This is a genomic window from Achromobacter sp. 77 (assembly GCF_020541125.1).
In the GTDB taxonomy this organism is placed as follows: domain Bacteria; phylum Pseudomonadota; class Gammaproteobacteria; order Burkholderiales; family Burkholderiaceae_B; genus Achromobacter; species Achromobacter mucicolens.
In genome coordinates, this window is the sequence record NZ_CP059848.1 from 211,729 (window position 1) to 226,348 (window position 14,620).

Sequence of the window (14,620 nt, forward strand, 5' to 3'; positions counted from 1 at the left end):
AGCAATGACACCCGAGCAGCGCCGTCGTAACAAGATCGCAGGACTGGTTCTTCTGGTTTTCGTCATTGCCGTGTTTGCCTGGACGGTGATCCGCGGTTCGGCCTTGCTGACCGGCAAGGCGGTGGGCTAGAGGCCTCGGCCATGAGCGACGACCTTCGCGAAACGTCTCAGCGCAAGCTGAGCTTCCTTCAGACGATGAAGGCGGTGGCGTGGGGGTTCTTCGGCGTGCGCAAGGGCGCGGGCTACCGTGAGGACAGCGCCAAGCTCAATCCCGTCCACGTCATCGTGGCCGGGCTGCTGGCAGCGGCAATCTTTGTGACTGTGCTGGTTTTAATTGTTCGTTGGGCTGTTTCCAGCCTGACTTGAATTACCTAAATCTAAATCTGTACCAGGGAGAAAGCCATGAGTGCAAGTCACTCGGTTCAAGGTAAAGAGGCACCGTACTACTTTGTCCCCGCCGACTCGGGCCATCCCGTGCGCATGGCCGTGGCACTGCTCTTCATGGGCCTGGGGGCCGCGGCCTGGGTCAACGGCGCCGATTGGGGCAAGTGGTCCGTGCTGGTCGGATTCATCGGCGTGATCATCGTGATGTATTACTGGTTTGGCGACGCCATCCACGAATCCGAGATCGGCCTGAACAGCAAGCGCATCGACGGCTCGTACCGCTGGAGCATGAGCTGGTTCATCTTCTCCGAGGTCATGTTCTTCGCCGCGTTCTTTGGCGCGCTCTGGTACACGCGCACCATCACGACGCCGTGGCTGGGCGACATCGACCACCGACTGATGCTGTGGCCGGACTTCCAGGCGGCCTGGCCCAACTTCGGCCCGGCGGGCGTGGTCGAACCCTTCCAGACCGTGGGTCCGTTCTGGCTGCCCACGATCAACACGGCGCTGCTGCTGAGCTCCGGCGTCACGCTCACCATTGCCCACCATGCGCTGCGTGAAAACCACCGCGGCAAGGCCAAGTTCTGGCTGGCGGCCACCGTCATCCTGGGCTTTGTCTTCGTGGGCTGCCAGGCGTTCGAATACATCCACGCCTACCGCGACCTGAACCTGAAGTTCAATTCGGGCGCGTACGGGTCGCTGTTCTACATGCTGACCGGCTTTCACGGATTCCACGTGATCCTGGGCGCCACGATGCTCACGGTCATCCTGATCCGCCTGATCCGCGGCCATTTCACGCCGGATCATCACTTCGGGTTCGAAGGCGCGGCCTGGTACTGGCACTTTGTCGACGTGGTGTGGCTGGGCTTGTACCTGTTCGTGTATTGGTTCTGACCGCATTGGCCCTGACGGCGGCCGGCAGCGCCGGCGGCCGTTGCGGCAGGGAAAGCGCGAAGGGAGCCGGGCGGCAAGCCGGCCTCCGTCGCGCTTTCAGCCCATCTGGCGGGGCGCGGCGGCAGGCATCACGCAAGGCCCGGGGAACCGGGCGGCACGCAGCCTATCTAAAACCGGTGCTCTCGATCCAGCCCATGTAATGGGCGAACAGCACGAACAGGAACAGGGCGACCGACAGGCCGATGCGGACCGTCAGCGCGTTGACCGTGCGGTTGGTGGTACCTTTGTCCCGCATCAGGTAGACCAGGGCGGATGCCAGACTGGCCAGTATCCCGATGAAGGCCAGAACGACGAAAACGCGCATTGTGGTCTCCCGACAATTCAGATTTAGCAACGACAGATGTCCCGACCGCATTCCACCCGCTACACGGTAGCCGCCTTATTGTTGCTTGGCCTCGCCGTGGTGGTCCTGGTGTCGCTGGGACAATGGCAGATGCGCCGCAGCGATGAGCGACGCGCCATTCTGGCCGCGATCGAAGCCGGCCGCAAGCAAGCGCCCCTGCTTCTGACGCCGGCGACGCCGCCCGCGGACATGACGCCGTGGCGCGTGGCGCAGGCCAGCGGGACATGGCTGCCGCAATTCAGTGTACTGCTGGACAATCGCAACCACGACGGCAGGCCGGGCTACTGGCTGGCCACGCCGCTGTTGCTGGATGCGGCGACGAATCGCGCGGTGCTGGTGCTGCGGGGCTGGCTGCCGCGCGTGATCCAGGGCCAGGGCGAGCCGCAGCTGCCGGCCACGCCCGAGGGCATGCAGACCGTGCAAGGCGAGCTGTCCGTACGCGTGCCGCGCCTGTTTGAACTGTGGTCGCTGGGCGGCGCCGACGCCTCCGCGCTGCCCGCGGCGCTGCCGGTTGCGGGCGGCGCGGTGCCGCAAGTGCAGAACCTGCCGCTGGACGACTATGCGCGCGCGACCGGATTGAATCTGCTGCCCACGGTGCTGAGCCAGGGCGGCCAGGTGGACGACGGCCTGGTGCGCGACTGGCCCCAGCCGTCGGTGGATTTCCAGCAGAACACGTCGTACGCGGTACAGTGGTTCGCTTTCGGCGCGATTGCGGCGATTGCCTGGCTGGTGGTGCTGGGGGGCGCCATCCGCCGCAGGCGCCAGCGCGTGGACCAGCAGGCGCAGGCTCGCATGCGGGCACGCAGATGACCAACGCTATTCCAGGATACAAAGTGGCTCGCGACATTTCATCCAACAAGCCCGCACGCAAGCGTTCGCTGATGCCGATGGTGCTGGTGTTCCTGTGCTCGCTGGCGCCCATCGTCGCCGCGTTCGTGGTCTACATGAACCCGCAATGGTGGCCCAGCGATTCCAGCAATTACGGCACGCTCCTGTCGCCGCAACGCCCGATGCCCGAAGCGTCCGAACTGCGCCTGACCACGCTGGACGGCAAGCCGTTCGATCTGCAGAGCCTGAAGGGCAAGTGGCTGCTGGTGGCCGCAGATGGCGCGGCCTGCCCCGAAAGCTGCGCGCGCAAGCTCTTCATCACCCGCAACAGCCACGCCAGCCAGGGCAAGAACGTGGATCGGCTGGCGCGCGTGTGGTTCATCACCGATGATGCGGTGGTGCCGGACAAGGTGCTGGAGGCGTACAAGGGCACGGTCATGGTGCGGGTGGATCCGGACCAGCTGGCCCGATTCCTGCTGGCGCGCGACACGGCCGCGGGGCAGCCCGGACTGCAGGATCCGATCTGGGTGATCGATCCGCTGGGCAATCTGATGATGCAGTATCCCGCCGAGGCGGATGGCGTGCGGGTGCGCAAAGACATCAGCAAGCTGGTCTATAACTCGCGCATTGGTTGAACGGTTTTTTGGTTTTGATATGGAACGCATCAAAGCGCGTTATCGCAAGCTCGTTTTCTTCACCTGGTTCCTGACGCTGGACCTCATCATGTTCGGCGCCTTCGTGCGCCTGACCGATTCCGGGCTGGGCTGTCCGGACTGGCCTGGCTGCTACGGCAGCGTCACGCCGATCGGCGCGATGGGCGACATCCACGAAGCCTCGCAGGCCATGCCTTTCGGCCCGGTGACGCTGTCCAAGGCCTGGATCGAAATGATCCACCGTTACGTCGGCGCCATCCTGGGCATGCTCATCATCGGCATCGTCTACATGGCCTGGCGCTATCGCCGCGAACTGGGCCGTTCGCCCGCGCTGGCCATCACCACGCTGGTTGCCGTGTGCGTGCAGGGCGCGTTCGGCGCGTGGACCGTGACCCACAAGCTCATGCCCGCCGTCGTGACGGCCCACCTGGTGTTTGGCCTGTCGGTGCTGGCGTTGATGACCTGGCTGTCCTCGCGCGAGCGCCCGCACCTGCCCGTCAGCGCCGAGGCCGTGCGGTGGAAGCCGTGGGTGGCGGTCGGATTCGGGCTGCTGCTGGTGCAGGTCACGTTGGGCGGCTGGGTCAGCACCAACTATGCGGCGCTGGCCTGCATGGACTTTCCCACGTGCCACGGGCAATGGGTGCCGGAAATGGACTTCCACGGCGGCTATTCGGTCATCCGGGGGCTGGGCGAACTGCCGTCCGGCGAAATGATCTCGCAGCCCGCGCTGACCGCGATCCACTGGGTGCATCGCAATTTCGCCTTCGTGGTGTTCGTCTACCTGGGCATCCTGGCCTGGCGGCTGCGCGCCGCCGAGCCCGGCCTGCGCGGCCCGGCCACGCTGATGCTGGCCCTCCTGGCCGCGCAGCTGTTCACGGGGCTGACCACCATCTTCTTTCAGTGGCCGCTTCTGATCGCCGTCCTGCACAATGGGGGCGCGGCGGGCCTGACATTGTCGGCCGTGGTGTTGTTGGTGCGGCTGGCGTCTGCCGGCCGCGAGCCGGCGGGGCGGTACGACCCCAATTTGGTGCGCGTTTAAAATGAGGTCCACTATGACCAGTCTTGCCGCTCCTCAATCCGGATTGCTCCGCCAGTACCTCGTTCTCACCAAGCCGCGCGTCACGCAGCTGGCTGTGTTTTGCGCCGTGATCGGCATGTTCCTCGCGGCGCCCGGCATCCCGGACATGCGCCGGGTGCTGTTTGGCACGATCGGTATCTGGCTGCTGGCCGCCGCCGCCTTCGCCATCAACTGCCTGATCGAACAGGAAGTCGACGCCCGCATGCTGCGCACCGCGCGCCGGGCCACGGCGCGCGGCACCATTTCGGCATTCCAGGTGCTGAGCCTGTCGGGTCTGCTGGGCGGCGCGGGCATGTTCGTGCTCTACCACATGGTCAACCCGCTCACCATGTGGCTGACGTTCGCCACGTTCGTGGGCTACGCCATCATCTACACCATCATCCTCAAGCCGCGCACGCCGCAGAACATCGTGATCGGCGGCCTCTCGGGCGCGATGCCGCCGGCGCTGGGCTGGGCGGCCGTCGCCGATTCTGTGCCGGCCGAGGCCTGGGTGCTGGTCCTCATCATCTTCATCTGGACGCCGCCGCACTTCTGGGCGCTGGCGCTTTACCGCAACCACGATTACGCCAAGGCCGGCCTGCCCATGCTGCCGGTCACCCACGGCAACCAGTTCACGCGTCTGCACATCCTGCTGTACAGCCTGGCGTTGATGGCGACCACGCTGTTGCCCTACGCCATCCGCATGAGCGGCGAACTCTATCTGCTGTCGGCGCTGGTGCTGGGCGGCATGTTCGTGTCGTATGCGTGGCGCCTGTACCGCGCATACAGCGACGAGCTGGCCCGCAGCATGTTCCGTTTTTCCATTCTCTACCTGGCGCTGCTGTTTGGCGCCCTGCTGGTGGACCACTGGGTCGCCCTGTTGCGCTGACCCCCTGGAGGTTGTCGATGTCCGTGTTTTCCGCCAGCCGCCGGCTGGTCCTGCGACTGGGCGCAGCTGCCGCCGTCGCCGCCGCCCTGGTTGCCTGCGGCGACAGCACGCCCGTCTTCAAGGGCAGCGATATCACCGGCACGCAATTGGGCCGCGGCATGGAACTGTCCGACCACAACGGCAAGCTGCGTCAGCTGTCGGACTTTTCCGGCAAGGTCGTGGTCGTGTTCTTCGGTTTCACGCAGTGTCCAGACGTGTGCCCCACGGCGCTGGCTGAACTGACCGAAGTCATGAAGAAGCTGGGTCCGGATGCCGATCGCGTCCAGGTGCTGCTGATCTCGGTGGACCCCGAGCGCGACACACCTGAGGTGCTCAAGCAGTACGTCACGGCGTTCGATCCGCGGTTCCTGGGCCTGACGGGCACGCCCGACCAGGTCAAGAAGGCGGCGGCCTCGTTCAAGGCCTATTACGCCAAGGCGCCCACCAAGGACGGCAATTACACGATGGACCACACGGCCGCGTTCTACCTGCTGGACGGCAAGGGCGAATCCCGCGTGCTGGTCAACAACAACGTCGGCGTGGACGCGCTGACGCAGGACATCCAGGCGTTGTTGATGGGTTGATCCGCCCGGGCGGGCTCAGGCCTTTGCCGCCGCCCACGCGGCCAATGCGGCGCGGGCCTTGTCGCTGAGTTCGGCAGTGGAAATATCGCGCCGGTGCGCGATGATCATCAAGGCGTAGGGCGTGGCAAGCGCGGCCGCTTCGGGACACAGGCGCGCCTCTTCACCCACCGAGGGCGACGTGTTGCGCCAGTAGTTGATGGCCTGTTCGAGTTGGGGCAGCGTGATCAAATCCATGCGCCTATTGTCCACGAATGCCCCACCCTGTCCACCCTCCATCCGCCCTGCAATGAAGGGTCACCATCGCAACATGCCGAAACCGCGCGCGGGTGCTATACCACTGCCGGTTAGTTACGATGGAGCATCGTCATGAATACTTCGACCTCTACCGCGTCGCCGCGCCGCGGCCTGCATCCGCTGCTTGCCGCCGCCGCGATCGCCGTCATCGTCATGTGCTCGGTGGGCGTGGCCGCCGTGCTGGGCTGGCTGCCGTCGCCGTCGGCTAACCCGCACGCTGACCAGGCCGTGGCCGAGGCCGGCCCCGAGGATGCCAACCTGGCGCCTGCGCCGGCTGCCGAGCCGCCCGGCGCGGGCAGGCCCGCCGGCCAGATGCGCGAGGCGCAGCAAGCGCAGGCCGCCCCGGCCCCGCGTCCCGCTGCCGCGCCCGCACAGCAGGCGTGCGCCAGCTGCGGCGTGGTCGAGACCATCCGCCAGGTGCAGGTGCCCGCCAAGGATGACGGCAACCATCTGGTTGGCACCATCGCGGGCGGCGTGGCCGGCGGCGTTGTGGGTAATCAGTTTGGTGGAGGCAACGGCAAGACCGCGCTGACGGTGCTGGGCGCGGTCGGCGGCGCTTTGGCAGGCCGTGAAGTTGAGCGTAATATCAGACAGCAACAAACAGTGACGCACTATGAGCTCACGGTCCGCATGAATGACGGCAGCAAGCGCCAGTTCCGCAGCGCGCAGCCGTTCTCGTTTGCCTCCGGCGACCACGTGCGCGTGGAGAACAATCAATTGCTGCCCGGTTGATACCGGCTGACGGCGGCAAGCATCCCACTATGGAGAGATCTGGAATGAGCGACCAATTCAACAATCCGTTCGTCCTGCCCGGCATGGGCCAGAATTCCGATCTCTCGGGCAATCCGCTTCTGGCCAGCATGGAGATGATGCGCCAGGCGTGGGCAGGCCTGACCGGCCCCGGCGGTCTTGCCAGCAGCCTGCCCATGGCGCCGCCCATGAATCTCGAAGACCTGGACCGCCGCATCGCCGAACTGCGCTCGGTGGAGAACTGGCTGCGCATGAACCTGAGCATGCTCTCCAGCACCATCCAGGGCATGGAGGTGCAACGCTCCACCATCAGCACCCTGCGCGCCTTCGTGGACAGCGCCTCGCGCATGGACATGGGCGCAACCCCGGAAGCCGGCGCGCCGTCGCCGCTGGAAGTCGCTCTGGGTTTGAAGCCCGCGCCCAAGACAGCCGCGTCCGCGCCGTCCGCCAATGCCGCGGCTGCCAGTGAAAAGGAAAATGCCGGCGCGCAGTCCGGCGCCAAGGCGCAGGGCGAAGACACCGCCACCGGGCCGGAGTCGGCCGCGGCCATGAGCGAGCAGATGGGCGCTGCGGCGCAGTCGGCATCCAAGGCCTGGTGGGAGCTGCTGCAGCAGCAGTTCAATCAGATCGCGGCCGCTACCGCGGCCTCCATGCCTGCCGGCGCACCGGGCACGGCCAGCGCCAAGTCCGAACCCTCGCATCCCAAGGCGTCGGCCGAGGCGCAGGCCAAGCCCGGCAAACCCGCGGCCAAGCCCGCCGCCACCGCCCGCAAGCCGGCCGCCGCCAAGAAAGCGGCCAAGCCAGCGGCCAAGACTGCCAAGAAAAACGGGCCTGCCGACAGCAAGCCCTGACACCATCTTTCAATCGACACGCGGAGCCGCCGCCAGGCCGCCCGCCCGTCTCTCAACCTACTGGAACTTATGCTTAATGTAGTGATTCTTGCCGCCGGACTGGGTAAACGCATGCAGTCCGACCTTCCCAAAGTGCTGCACACGCTGGCCGGCAAACCCATGCTGGCGCATGTGCTGGACAGCGCACGCCAACTGAATCCCGCGCGCATCGTCGTGGTGGTCGGCCATGGCGCCGATCGCGTCAAGCAGGCATTCGAAGGCCAGCCGGATCTGCACTTCGTGCTGCAGCAGCCGCAGCAGGGTACGGGTCACGCCGTGCAGCAGGCCGTGCCGCAACTGCTGGAAGGCGACGGCAAGGACGACGTCACGCTGGTGCTGTACGGCGACGTGCCGCTGGTGCAGCCGGAAACGCTCAAGCGCCTTCTGGACGCGCGCGGCCAGGGCGCCGCCGTGCTGACCGAAGTGCTGGCCGATTCCACCGGTTATGGCCGCATCGTGCGCGACGCCAAGGGCAGCGTGTGCCGCATCGTCGAACACAAGGACGCCTCGGACGCCGAGCGCGAGATCAAGGAAGTGAACACCGGCATCCTCACCGCGCCCACCGCGAAGCTGAAGAACTGGCTCACCCGCATCGACAACAACAACGCCCAGGGCGAGTACTACCTGACCGACGTGGTCGGGCTGGCCGTTGTCGACGAAGTGCCCGTGGGCGCGGCCCAGCCGGGCGCCGCCTGGGAAACGCTGGGCGTGAACAGCCGCGTGCAGCAGGCCGAACTGGAGCGCCGCTGGCAAGCCGAGCAGGCCCGCCGCCAGCTTGAAGCCGGTGTCACGCTGGCCGACCCGGCGCGCTTTGACGTGCGCGGCACGCTCACTTGCGGCCGCGATGTCTTCATTGACGTGGGCTGCGTCTTCGAAGGCCAGGTGTCCCTGGCTGACGGCGTGCGCGTGGGCCCGCACTGCGTGCTGCGCGACGTCAGCGTCGGCGCGGGCACCCACATCGAGGCCTTCAGCCATCTGCAGCAGGCCGAAGTCGGCCGCGATGCGCGCGTGGGTCCTTACGCCCGTCTGCGTCCTGGCGCCGAACTGGGCGACCGCAGCCACGTCGGCAACTTTGTCGAGATCAAGAAGAGCGTGCTGGGCGCGGACAGCAAGGCCAACCACCTTGCGTACATCGGCGACGCGGACATCGGCGCGCGCGTGAACGTGGGCGCGGGCACCATCACCTGCAACTACGACGGCGTGAACAAGCACCGCACCGTCATCGAAGACGACGCCTTCATCGGCTCGGACACGCAGCTCGTCGCGCCGGTGCGCGTGGGCCGTGGCGCGACGCTGGGCGCCGGCACCACCCTCACGCGTGACGCGCCGGCCGACAAGCTGACCGTGTCGCGTCCCAAGCAGGTCACCGTTGACGGATGGCAGCGGCCGGTAAAGAAGTCGTGACGCAGGATCAGGAAGCGGCCGCGGGGGGCGGGGCCAAGCCCGCGCACCCCGACGGCCTGCCGGCGCCGCGCCGGTACTGGGCGGCGGCCACTGTGATGACGGGCATCAGCCTGTCGGTGCTGGACACCACCATCGCCAACGTGGCGCTGCCCACGATCGCCAAGGATCTGAACGCCCTGCCCGCGCAGGCAGTCTGGATCGTCAACGCCTACAACCTTGCCGTCGTGATGGCGCTCTTGCCGCTGTCCGCGCTGGCCGAGCGCATCGGCTTTCGCCGCATGTTCACGTTCGGGCTGGTGCTGTTCACGCTGGCCTCGCTGGGCTGCGCGCTGGCCGGCACGTTGTGGCAATTGACCGCCGCGCGCGTGTTCCAGGGGCTGGGGGCGGCCACGCTCATGTGCATGTTCGGCGGCCTGGTGCGCAACATCTATCCGCTCAAGATGCTGGGCCGGGGCATCAGCATCAATGCCACCACGGTGGCGGTCATGTCGGTGCTCGGGCCCACCATTGGTTCGGCCATCCTGTCCGTGGCGCCGTGGCCGTGGATCTTCGCCGTCAACCTGCCGATCTGCGCGCTTGCCATGTTTGGCCTGCGCCATCTGCCGGAAGTGCCGCGCAACGATGTGAAGCTGGACTGGATCAGCGCGCTGCTCTGCATGGCGACGCTGGGCGTCTTCATCTCCGGCGTGGACATGATGGGCGAGGACCTGCTGCGGGGCATCGGCCTGGTAGCGATCTCGGCGGTGGCCGGACTGGTGCTGGTGCGCCGCGCCAGCCAGCAGACCGCGCCGCTGGTGCCGGTGGATCTGCTGCGGATCCGCCCGGTGGCATTTGCCGTGGGCGCCTCGGCCTGCACCTTCGCCGCCCAGATGGCGTCCTACGTGTCGCTGCCGTTCTACTTCCAGCAGGTGCTGGGCCGGCCTTACCTTGAGGTGGGCATGCTGATGGGCGCCTGGCCGGTGGGTACGGCGATCATCGCGCCGCTGGCCGGGCGGTTGTCCGACCGCTATTCCGCCGCCACGTTGAGCGGCGTGGGGGCGGCCACGATGGTTGCCGGCATGCTGTGGCTGACGCTGCTGCCGTCCGCCGTGTCGAACTGGCCCATCGTTGCCGGCATGTTCGTGGCGGGCGTGGGCTTCGGTTTTTTCCAGACGCCCAACAACCGCGCACTGCTGTCTGCCGCGCCCCGGCTGCGCAGCGGCGCGGCGGGCGGCCTGCAGGCCACGACCCGGGTGTTTGGCCAGAGCTTTGGCACCGCGCTGGTGGCTATCGCCTTCAGCGTCAGCGCGGCTCACGGACCGGGGCTGGCCCTGGTGCTGGGCACGGTGTGCGCGGCGCTGGCCGTGGTGGTCAACACCGTCCGCTTCAACAAGCTGCGGGCCTAGCGGCGGAAGCGGTCCAACACCCCTCTAACCCCGCCCGGACCCCCGGGCGCGGGCCGCTTCTATAATGGCGGCCGGCGCCCGGTTTCATTTTCCGGGCGCGAAGATTACCTATTTTGAAGGCGCACAGGCATGAAGATCACGGTCGTGGGTACCGGTTACGTAGGATTGGTGTCGGGAGCGTGCCTGGCGGACATGGGCAACGATGTCATGTGCCTGGACGTGGATGCGGCCAAGATCGCGCTGCTGCGCCAGGGCGGCATTCCCATTTACGAGCCGGGCCTCGAAGACCTGGTGCGCCGCAACGTGCAGGCCGGGCGCCTGCATTTCACCGATGACATCGCGCAAAGCGTGGCGTTCGGCGACGTCCAGTTCATCGCCGTGGGCACTCCGCCCGGCGAAGACGGTTCCGCCGATCTCAAGTACGTGCTGGCCGCCGCGCAGAACATCGCGCGCCACATGACCTCGCGCAAGCTGATCGTGGACAAGTCCACCGTGCCCGTCGGCACGGCCGACAAGGTGCGCGCCGTGGTCGCCAAGGAACTGGCCGAGCGCGGCGTCGACATCCCGTTCACGGTGGCGTCCAATCCGGAATTCCTGAAGGAAGGCGCGGCCATCAACGACTTCATGAGTCCGGACCGCGTGATCGTCGGCGCGGACGACGACTACACGATCGGCGTCATGCGCCGCATCTATGAACCCTTCCAGCGCACCCACGACCGCCTGATGGTGATGGACGTGCGCTCGGCCGAACTGACCAAGTACGCCGCCAACGCCATGCTGGCCACGCGCATTTCGTTCATGAACGAAATGGCGAACCTGGCCGAAGTGCTGGGCGCCGACGTCGAACAGGTGCGCCGCGGCATTGGCGCGGACCCGCGCATCGGCTATCACTTCCTGTACCCGGGCGCGGGCTATGGCGGCTCGTGCTTTCCGAAGGACGTGCAGGCGCTGGTCAACACCGCGTCCGAACACGGCCTGCCGATGCGCGTCATCGAGGCCGCCGAGGCCGCGAACCACGCGCAGAAGTTCCGCCTTTCTGAAAAGCTGGTCGAGCGCTTTGGTGAAGACCTGCGCGGGCGCAAGATCGCGTTGTGGGGCTTGTCCTTCAAGCCCAACACCGACGACATGCGCGAAGCGCCCAGCCTGACGGCCATCGCCGAACTCACGCGCCGCGGCGCCGAGGTGCGCGCCTATGACCCGGTGGCGATGCACGAGGCTGGCCGCGTGCTGGCCGGCCATCAAGGCATCAGCTTCGCCGCCGACATGTACGACGCGCTGGACGGCGCGGACGCGCTGCTCATCGCCACCGAGTGGAAGGTCTTTCGCGCGCCCGACTTCGATCGCGTCAAGGCGCTGCTCAAGACGCCGCTCATCATCGACGGCCGCAATCTCTACACGCCGGCCGACGTGCGCAGCCTGGGTTTTGAGTACTCGGGCATCGGCCGCGCATGAAGATCCTGCAACTGAACTTCGAAAAGGGCTGGCGCGGCGGCGAGCGCCAGACGCTCTATTGCATGCGCGCCTTTCGCAAGGCGGGCCATGACGTCGAAGTGATGTGCCGCGAAGGCGCGCCGCTGGCCGAGCGCGCCCGCCAGGAAGGATTCGTCGCCCACACCGTGCGCAACGTGCCCGGACAGCTGGCCTTTCTGGCCGGCGCCGGCCGCTACGACATCATCCACGCACAGACCGCCAACACCATCACCTGGGCCGTGCTGACCAAATGGCTGCACCGCCGGCCCGTGGCGTTCTCGCGCCGCACGTCGTTCGTGGTCAAGCCGGGCGACGAATGGAAGACCGGCTACAAGTGGCGCCACGCCGACCTCTTCGTGGCCATCAGCGAGATGGCAGCCAGCGAGCCGCGCCGCCTGGGCATCGAACCCGTCATCATCCGCAGCGCGGTCGAACCTCATCAGATCAACGCCGAGAACGTCGCCAACCTGGTTCGCGAGTTCGATCTGGAAGGCAAGAAGGTCATGGCGACCTCCGCCGCGCTCATTCGGGACAAGGACCCGGTCACGCTGGTGCGCGCCGTCGGCGAACTGGCCAAGACGCGCCGTGATTTTGTCTTCCTGCACTTCGGCGCCGGCGGCGACCGCGAACAGCAGGCCAAGGACGAGGCCCGCAAGCTTGGCATCGAAGACGTCTACCGCTTTGCCGGCTTTCGCAAGGGCGTGGAAGACTTCTACAGCATCCTCGACGTGTTCGTCATGAGCTCCGAGGAAGAAGCGCTGGGCAGTAGCGTGCTGGACGCCTTCCTGCAGCGCGTGCCGGTGGTGTCCACCGACGCCGGCGGTCTGAAGGAAAGCCTGGCCGACGGCCGCGGCGTGCTATGCGCCGTGGGGGATCATCAGGCGATGGCGGCGGGCATGGCGCGTTGCCTGGATGATGCGGCGTTTCGGCACGAGGTCACCGAACGTGCTTATGAGTACGTGCGCAATGAACACGACGTGCAGAAGATGGGGAACCGGTATCTGGCGCAGTTCGAGCGGCTGGTGGGGCGCAGGTAGGGTTGAACGCCTCTAGCGATGGGCAACGGGGTCCGGATGCTGAGGCGTCAGCGCCATTGCGCAACCTTCTCCTTCGCCCACGCAGCGGTCTTATCCAGATCGGGCAAGCGGTCGGTTCTGATCCTATCCCAGGCGACCCGTTGAGATGGCCTTTGCAACATATGCGTCAGGGCGGCGTCCAAGCCATCAAGCTTGGCTTTTAGAAGCGATGCCAGCGCCTGCTCGGGAATTGCGCCTGCAGGCGCTTCGGTCTGCAGCACAGCCCAGTCAAACAAATCCCGGGCGGTGAGCGCCCAACCGCGGAAGAACAGTTTTTTCGCCAACACCTCGGCCGGCGGCTCCAAAGGAAAGCGGGTTTCCGGTGCAGAAGGGTTCCAGATATCAGGCGTGTCCGGCAGTAGAGGTGCGGCAACGACGAAATCGATTTCGCCCTCGGCAAAGCGCAGCTTCACATGGGCGTTGTCCTCGTTGTAGCCCGACAGTTCGTTTTCGAAGAGGTCGTTAAGCCGCGGCGAAACATACGGAAGCCATCCCGGCGAATCAACGAATAGGTCAACATCGTCGCTGATTCGATGATTGAGGGCGAGCATCAAGCGTGTTCCGCCGCCCAGTACAGGCCGGAATGAATCGCCGCCATGACGGCGTGCATCCTCAACCAGAGCCTGCGCGCGCGATTCCAAACGCGTCCACGGGCCGGATGCGCGATGAAGCAGGATGTCTTTCCTTGAAGTCCCCATTCACAGCACCCCCTCGAGCGCTTCCTCCCACCGCACAGCCCGGGGCAGGTCGAAATGCTGGCGGGCGTTCTGGTACAGCGCGTCAGCTTCTTCGAGGCGCACACCCGCTTCAAAGCTGGCTCGACCAATGAACTCCGGATCCAGCTCAAAGAACATATGCGCGAGTAATTCTTGCGCAAGTGCGTCGTGCGCAACCGACGCCAAATCGCCGTGGCGCAGTGCGGCGGCGACATCAGTCGGGCTTACCACCTCGCCATAGGGGGCGTTGAGGTGGGTGGCTATCATCTCGAGGTACGGGGTGAATTGCGTTGGCAAGGTCAACTCCTGAAAGATCGGCGACGGCCTTTCGTGCATCTTCGCCGCATTATCCACCCGTCGGGGGCGGCGCGCTTCGTTCATGATGAAATTGCGCGACTGCCTTACCCCCGCACATCGATCCGCGTCTTGAACTTGGCCCGATGCACCGAAAAAAACGTGCGCACATTGCGCACGTTGGCCTGCGCCGTGAAGGCGCGATGCACCAGCGCGTGGTAGGCCGGCATGTCCTTTACCTGCGCGATCACCACGAAATCCGGGCCGGGCGACACCCGGTAGCACTGCAGCACCGCGGGTTCGGTCACCATGCTTTGCTCGAAGGCGTCCAGGCTTTCGGCGGCCTGCACGTCCAGCGTGATCTCCACGATCGCCGTCAGCGTGCTGCCCAGCTTCTCGGCTGACAGGATCGCCACCTGGCGGTCGATCACCCCTTCTTCCACCAATCGCCGCACCCGCCTCAGGCAGGTCGGCGGCGACGCGTGCACCCGCGCAGCCAGATCCTGGTTGGTCAGCGAGCTGTCTTCTTGTAACTGTTCAAGAATGCGCCGGTCCAGATCATCGAGTTCGGGCAGGGAAATTGGGGTGTTTTGCATGATTAATTCAAATC

At 66.0% G+C, this 14,620-nt stretch carries 19 protein-coding genes; 14 read left to right on the forward strand and 5 right to left on the reverse strand.

Features of this window, described 5'->3' with window-relative positions; genetic code table 11:
- The first annotated feature begins 4 nt into the window (after window positions 1-4).
- Genes H4P35_RS00995 through H4P35_RS01005 form a run of 3 tightly spaced genes read left to right on the forward strand, consistent with a single transcriptional unit; the run spans window position 5 to window position 1,278 of the window.
- Window positions 5-130 (forward strand): cytochrome oxidase small assembly protein, encoded by a 126-nt coding sequence (locus tag H4P35_RS00995; RefSeq protein ID WP_216639588.1) that lies wholly within the window; start codon window positions 5-7, stop codon window positions 128-130.
- An 11-nt stretch (window positions 131-141) separates the two neighbouring features.
- Window positions 142-366, forward strand: a complete 225-nt coding sequence (locus H4P35_RS01000) for a DUF2970 domain-containing protein (RefSeq protein WP_056565538.1) — start codon at window positions 142-144, stop codon at window positions 364-366.
- Window positions 367-402: 36 nt separating this feature from the next.
- Window positions 403-1,278 (forward strand): cytochrome c oxidase subunit 3, encoded by an 876-nt coding sequence (locus H4P35_RS01005; RefSeq protein ID WP_062840199.1) that lies wholly within the window; start codon window positions 403-405, stop codon window positions 1,276-1,278.
- Window positions 1,279-1,441: 163 nt separating this feature from the next.
- Here the strand turns inward: H4P35_RS01005 and H4P35_RS01010 are convergent, their stop codons facing one another.
- Window positions 1,442-1,642 (reverse strand): twin transmembrane helix small protein, encoded by a 201-nt coding sequence (locus H4P35_RS01010; protein WP_056320319.1) that lies wholly within the window; start codon window positions 1,640-1,642, stop codon window positions 1,442-1,444.
- A 36-nt stretch (window positions 1,643-1,678) separates the two neighbouring features.
- Between H4P35_RS01010 and H4P35_RS01015 the strand changes: the two genes are divergently transcribed.
- The 5 genes from H4P35_RS01015 (at window position 1,679) to H4P35_RS01035 (ending at window position 5,731) form a co-directional block, all read left to right on the forward strand.
- Window positions 1,679-2,491 carry an SURF1 family protein gene (locus H4P35_RS01015; protein ID WP_056320317.1) on the forward strand — a complete coding sequence of 271 codons (813 nt, stop codon included), beginning with the start codon at window positions 1,679-1,681 and terminating at the stop codon, window positions 2,489-2,491.
- Between the two features lie 71 nt (window positions 2,492-2,562).
- Complete coding sequence (locus H4P35_RS01020; protein ID WP_142055878.1) at window positions 2,563-3,144, forward strand: hypothetical protein; 582 nt, start codon at window positions 2,563-2,565, stop codon at window positions 3,142-3,144.
- A gap of 19 nt (window positions 3,145-3,163) precedes the next feature.
- Window positions 3,164-4,201, forward strand: a complete 1,038-nt coding sequence (locus H4P35_RS01025; RefSeq protein ID WP_175156373.1) for a heme A synthase — start codon at window positions 3,164-3,166, stop codon at window positions 4,199-4,201.
- Between the two features lie 13 nt (window positions 4,202-4,214).
- A complete protein-coding gene (gene cyoE, locus H4P35_RS01030; protein WP_056320311.1) occupies window positions 4,215-5,108 on the forward strand; it encodes a heme o synthase in 894 nt (297 codons plus the stop codon).
- Between the two features lie 17 nt (window positions 5,109-5,125).
- Window positions 5,126-5,731: an SCO family protein gene (locus H4P35_RS01035; RefSeq protein WP_226847714.1), complete on the forward strand. Its 606-nt coding sequence runs from the start codon at window positions 5,126-5,128 to the stop codon at window positions 5,729-5,731.
- Between the two features lie 15 nt (window positions 5,732-5,746).
- Here H4P35_RS01035 and H4P35_RS01040 read toward each other — a convergent pair whose 3' ends face one another.
- Window positions 5,747-5,965, reverse strand: coding sequence for a DUF3717 domain-containing protein (locus H4P35_RS01040; RefSeq protein WP_175235899.1), 219 nt, complete (start codon window positions 5,963-5,965; stop codon window positions 5,747-5,749).
- A 132-nt stretch (window positions 5,966-6,097) separates the two neighbouring features.
- Here H4P35_RS01040 and H4P35_RS01045 point away from each other — a divergent pair, with 132 nt between their 5' ends.
- The 6 genes from H4P35_RS01045 to H4P35_RS01070 all read left to right on the forward strand — a co-directional run bounded on the left by H4P35_RS01045 (window position 6,098) and on the right by H4P35_RS01070 (window position 12,961).
- Window positions 6,098-6,757 carry a glycine zipper 2TM domain-containing protein gene (locus tag H4P35_RS01045; protein ID WP_226847715.1) on the forward strand — a complete coding sequence of 220 codons (660 nt, stop codon included), beginning with the start codon at window positions 6,098-6,100 and terminating at the stop codon, window positions 6,755-6,757.
- A gap of 44 nt (window positions 6,758-6,801) precedes the next feature.
- On the forward strand, window positions 6,802-7,626 hold the full coding sequence (locus H4P35_RS01050) for a PhaM family polyhydroxyalkanoate granule multifunctional regulatory protein (protein ID WP_226847716.1): 825 nt from the start codon (window positions 6,802-6,804) through the stop codon (window positions 7,624-7,626).
- A gap of 69 nt (window positions 7,627-7,695) precedes the next feature.
- Window positions 7,696-9,069, forward strand: coding sequence for a bifunctional UDP-N-acetylglucosamine diphosphorylase/glucosamine-1-phosphate N-acetyltransferase GlmU (gene glmU / locus H4P35_RS01055; protein ID WP_226847717.1), 1,374 nt, complete (start codon window positions 7,696-7,698; stop codon window positions 9,067-9,069).
- Entirely contained in the window at window positions 9,066-10,454 is a 1,389-nt protein-coding gene (locus H4P35_RS01060) for an MFS transporter (RefSeq protein WP_226847718.1), read from the forward strand. Before glmU ends, H4P35_RS01060 begins: the two co-directional genes overlap by 4 nt.
- Window positions 10,455-10,583: 129 nt before the next feature.
- Window positions 10,584-11,906, forward strand: a complete 1,323-nt coding sequence (locus tag H4P35_RS01065) for a UDP-glucose/GDP-mannose dehydrogenase family protein (protein ID WP_226847719.1) — start codon at window positions 10,584-10,586, stop codon at window positions 11,904-11,906.
- Window positions 11,903-12,961: a glycosyltransferase family 4 protein gene (locus H4P35_RS01070; protein ID WP_226847720.1), complete on the forward strand. Its 1,059-nt coding sequence runs from the start codon at window positions 11,903-11,905 to the stop codon at window positions 12,959-12,961. The genes H4P35_RS01065 and H4P35_RS01070 overlap by 4 nt, the downstream gene beginning before the upstream one ends.
- Before the next feature lie 47 nt (window positions 12,962-13,008).
- Here the strand turns inward: H4P35_RS01070 and H4P35_RS01075 are convergent, their stop codons facing one another.
- From H4P35_RS01075 to H4P35_RS01085, 3 genes are all read right to left on the reverse strand, one after another.
- Window positions 13,009-13,551 (reverse strand): nucleotidyl transferase AbiEii/AbiGii toxin family protein, encoded by a 543-nt coding sequence (locus H4P35_RS01075; protein ID WP_235512675.1) that lies wholly within the window; start codon window positions 13,549-13,551, stop codon window positions 13,009-13,011.
- A gap of 147 nt (window positions 13,552-13,698) precedes the next feature.
- Window positions 13,699-14,097, reverse strand: a complete 399-nt coding sequence (locus H4P35_RS01080; protein ID WP_226847721.1) for a hypothetical protein — start codon at window positions 14,095-14,097, stop codon at window positions 13,699-13,701.
- A 20-nt stretch (window positions 14,098-14,117) separates the two neighbouring features.
- Complete coding sequence (locus H4P35_RS01085; protein ID WP_226847722.1) at window positions 14,118-14,606, reverse strand: Lrp/AsnC family transcriptional regulator; 489 nt, start codon at window positions 14,604-14,606, stop codon at window positions 14,118-14,120.
- Window positions 14,607-14,620: the final 14 nt, after the last annotated feature.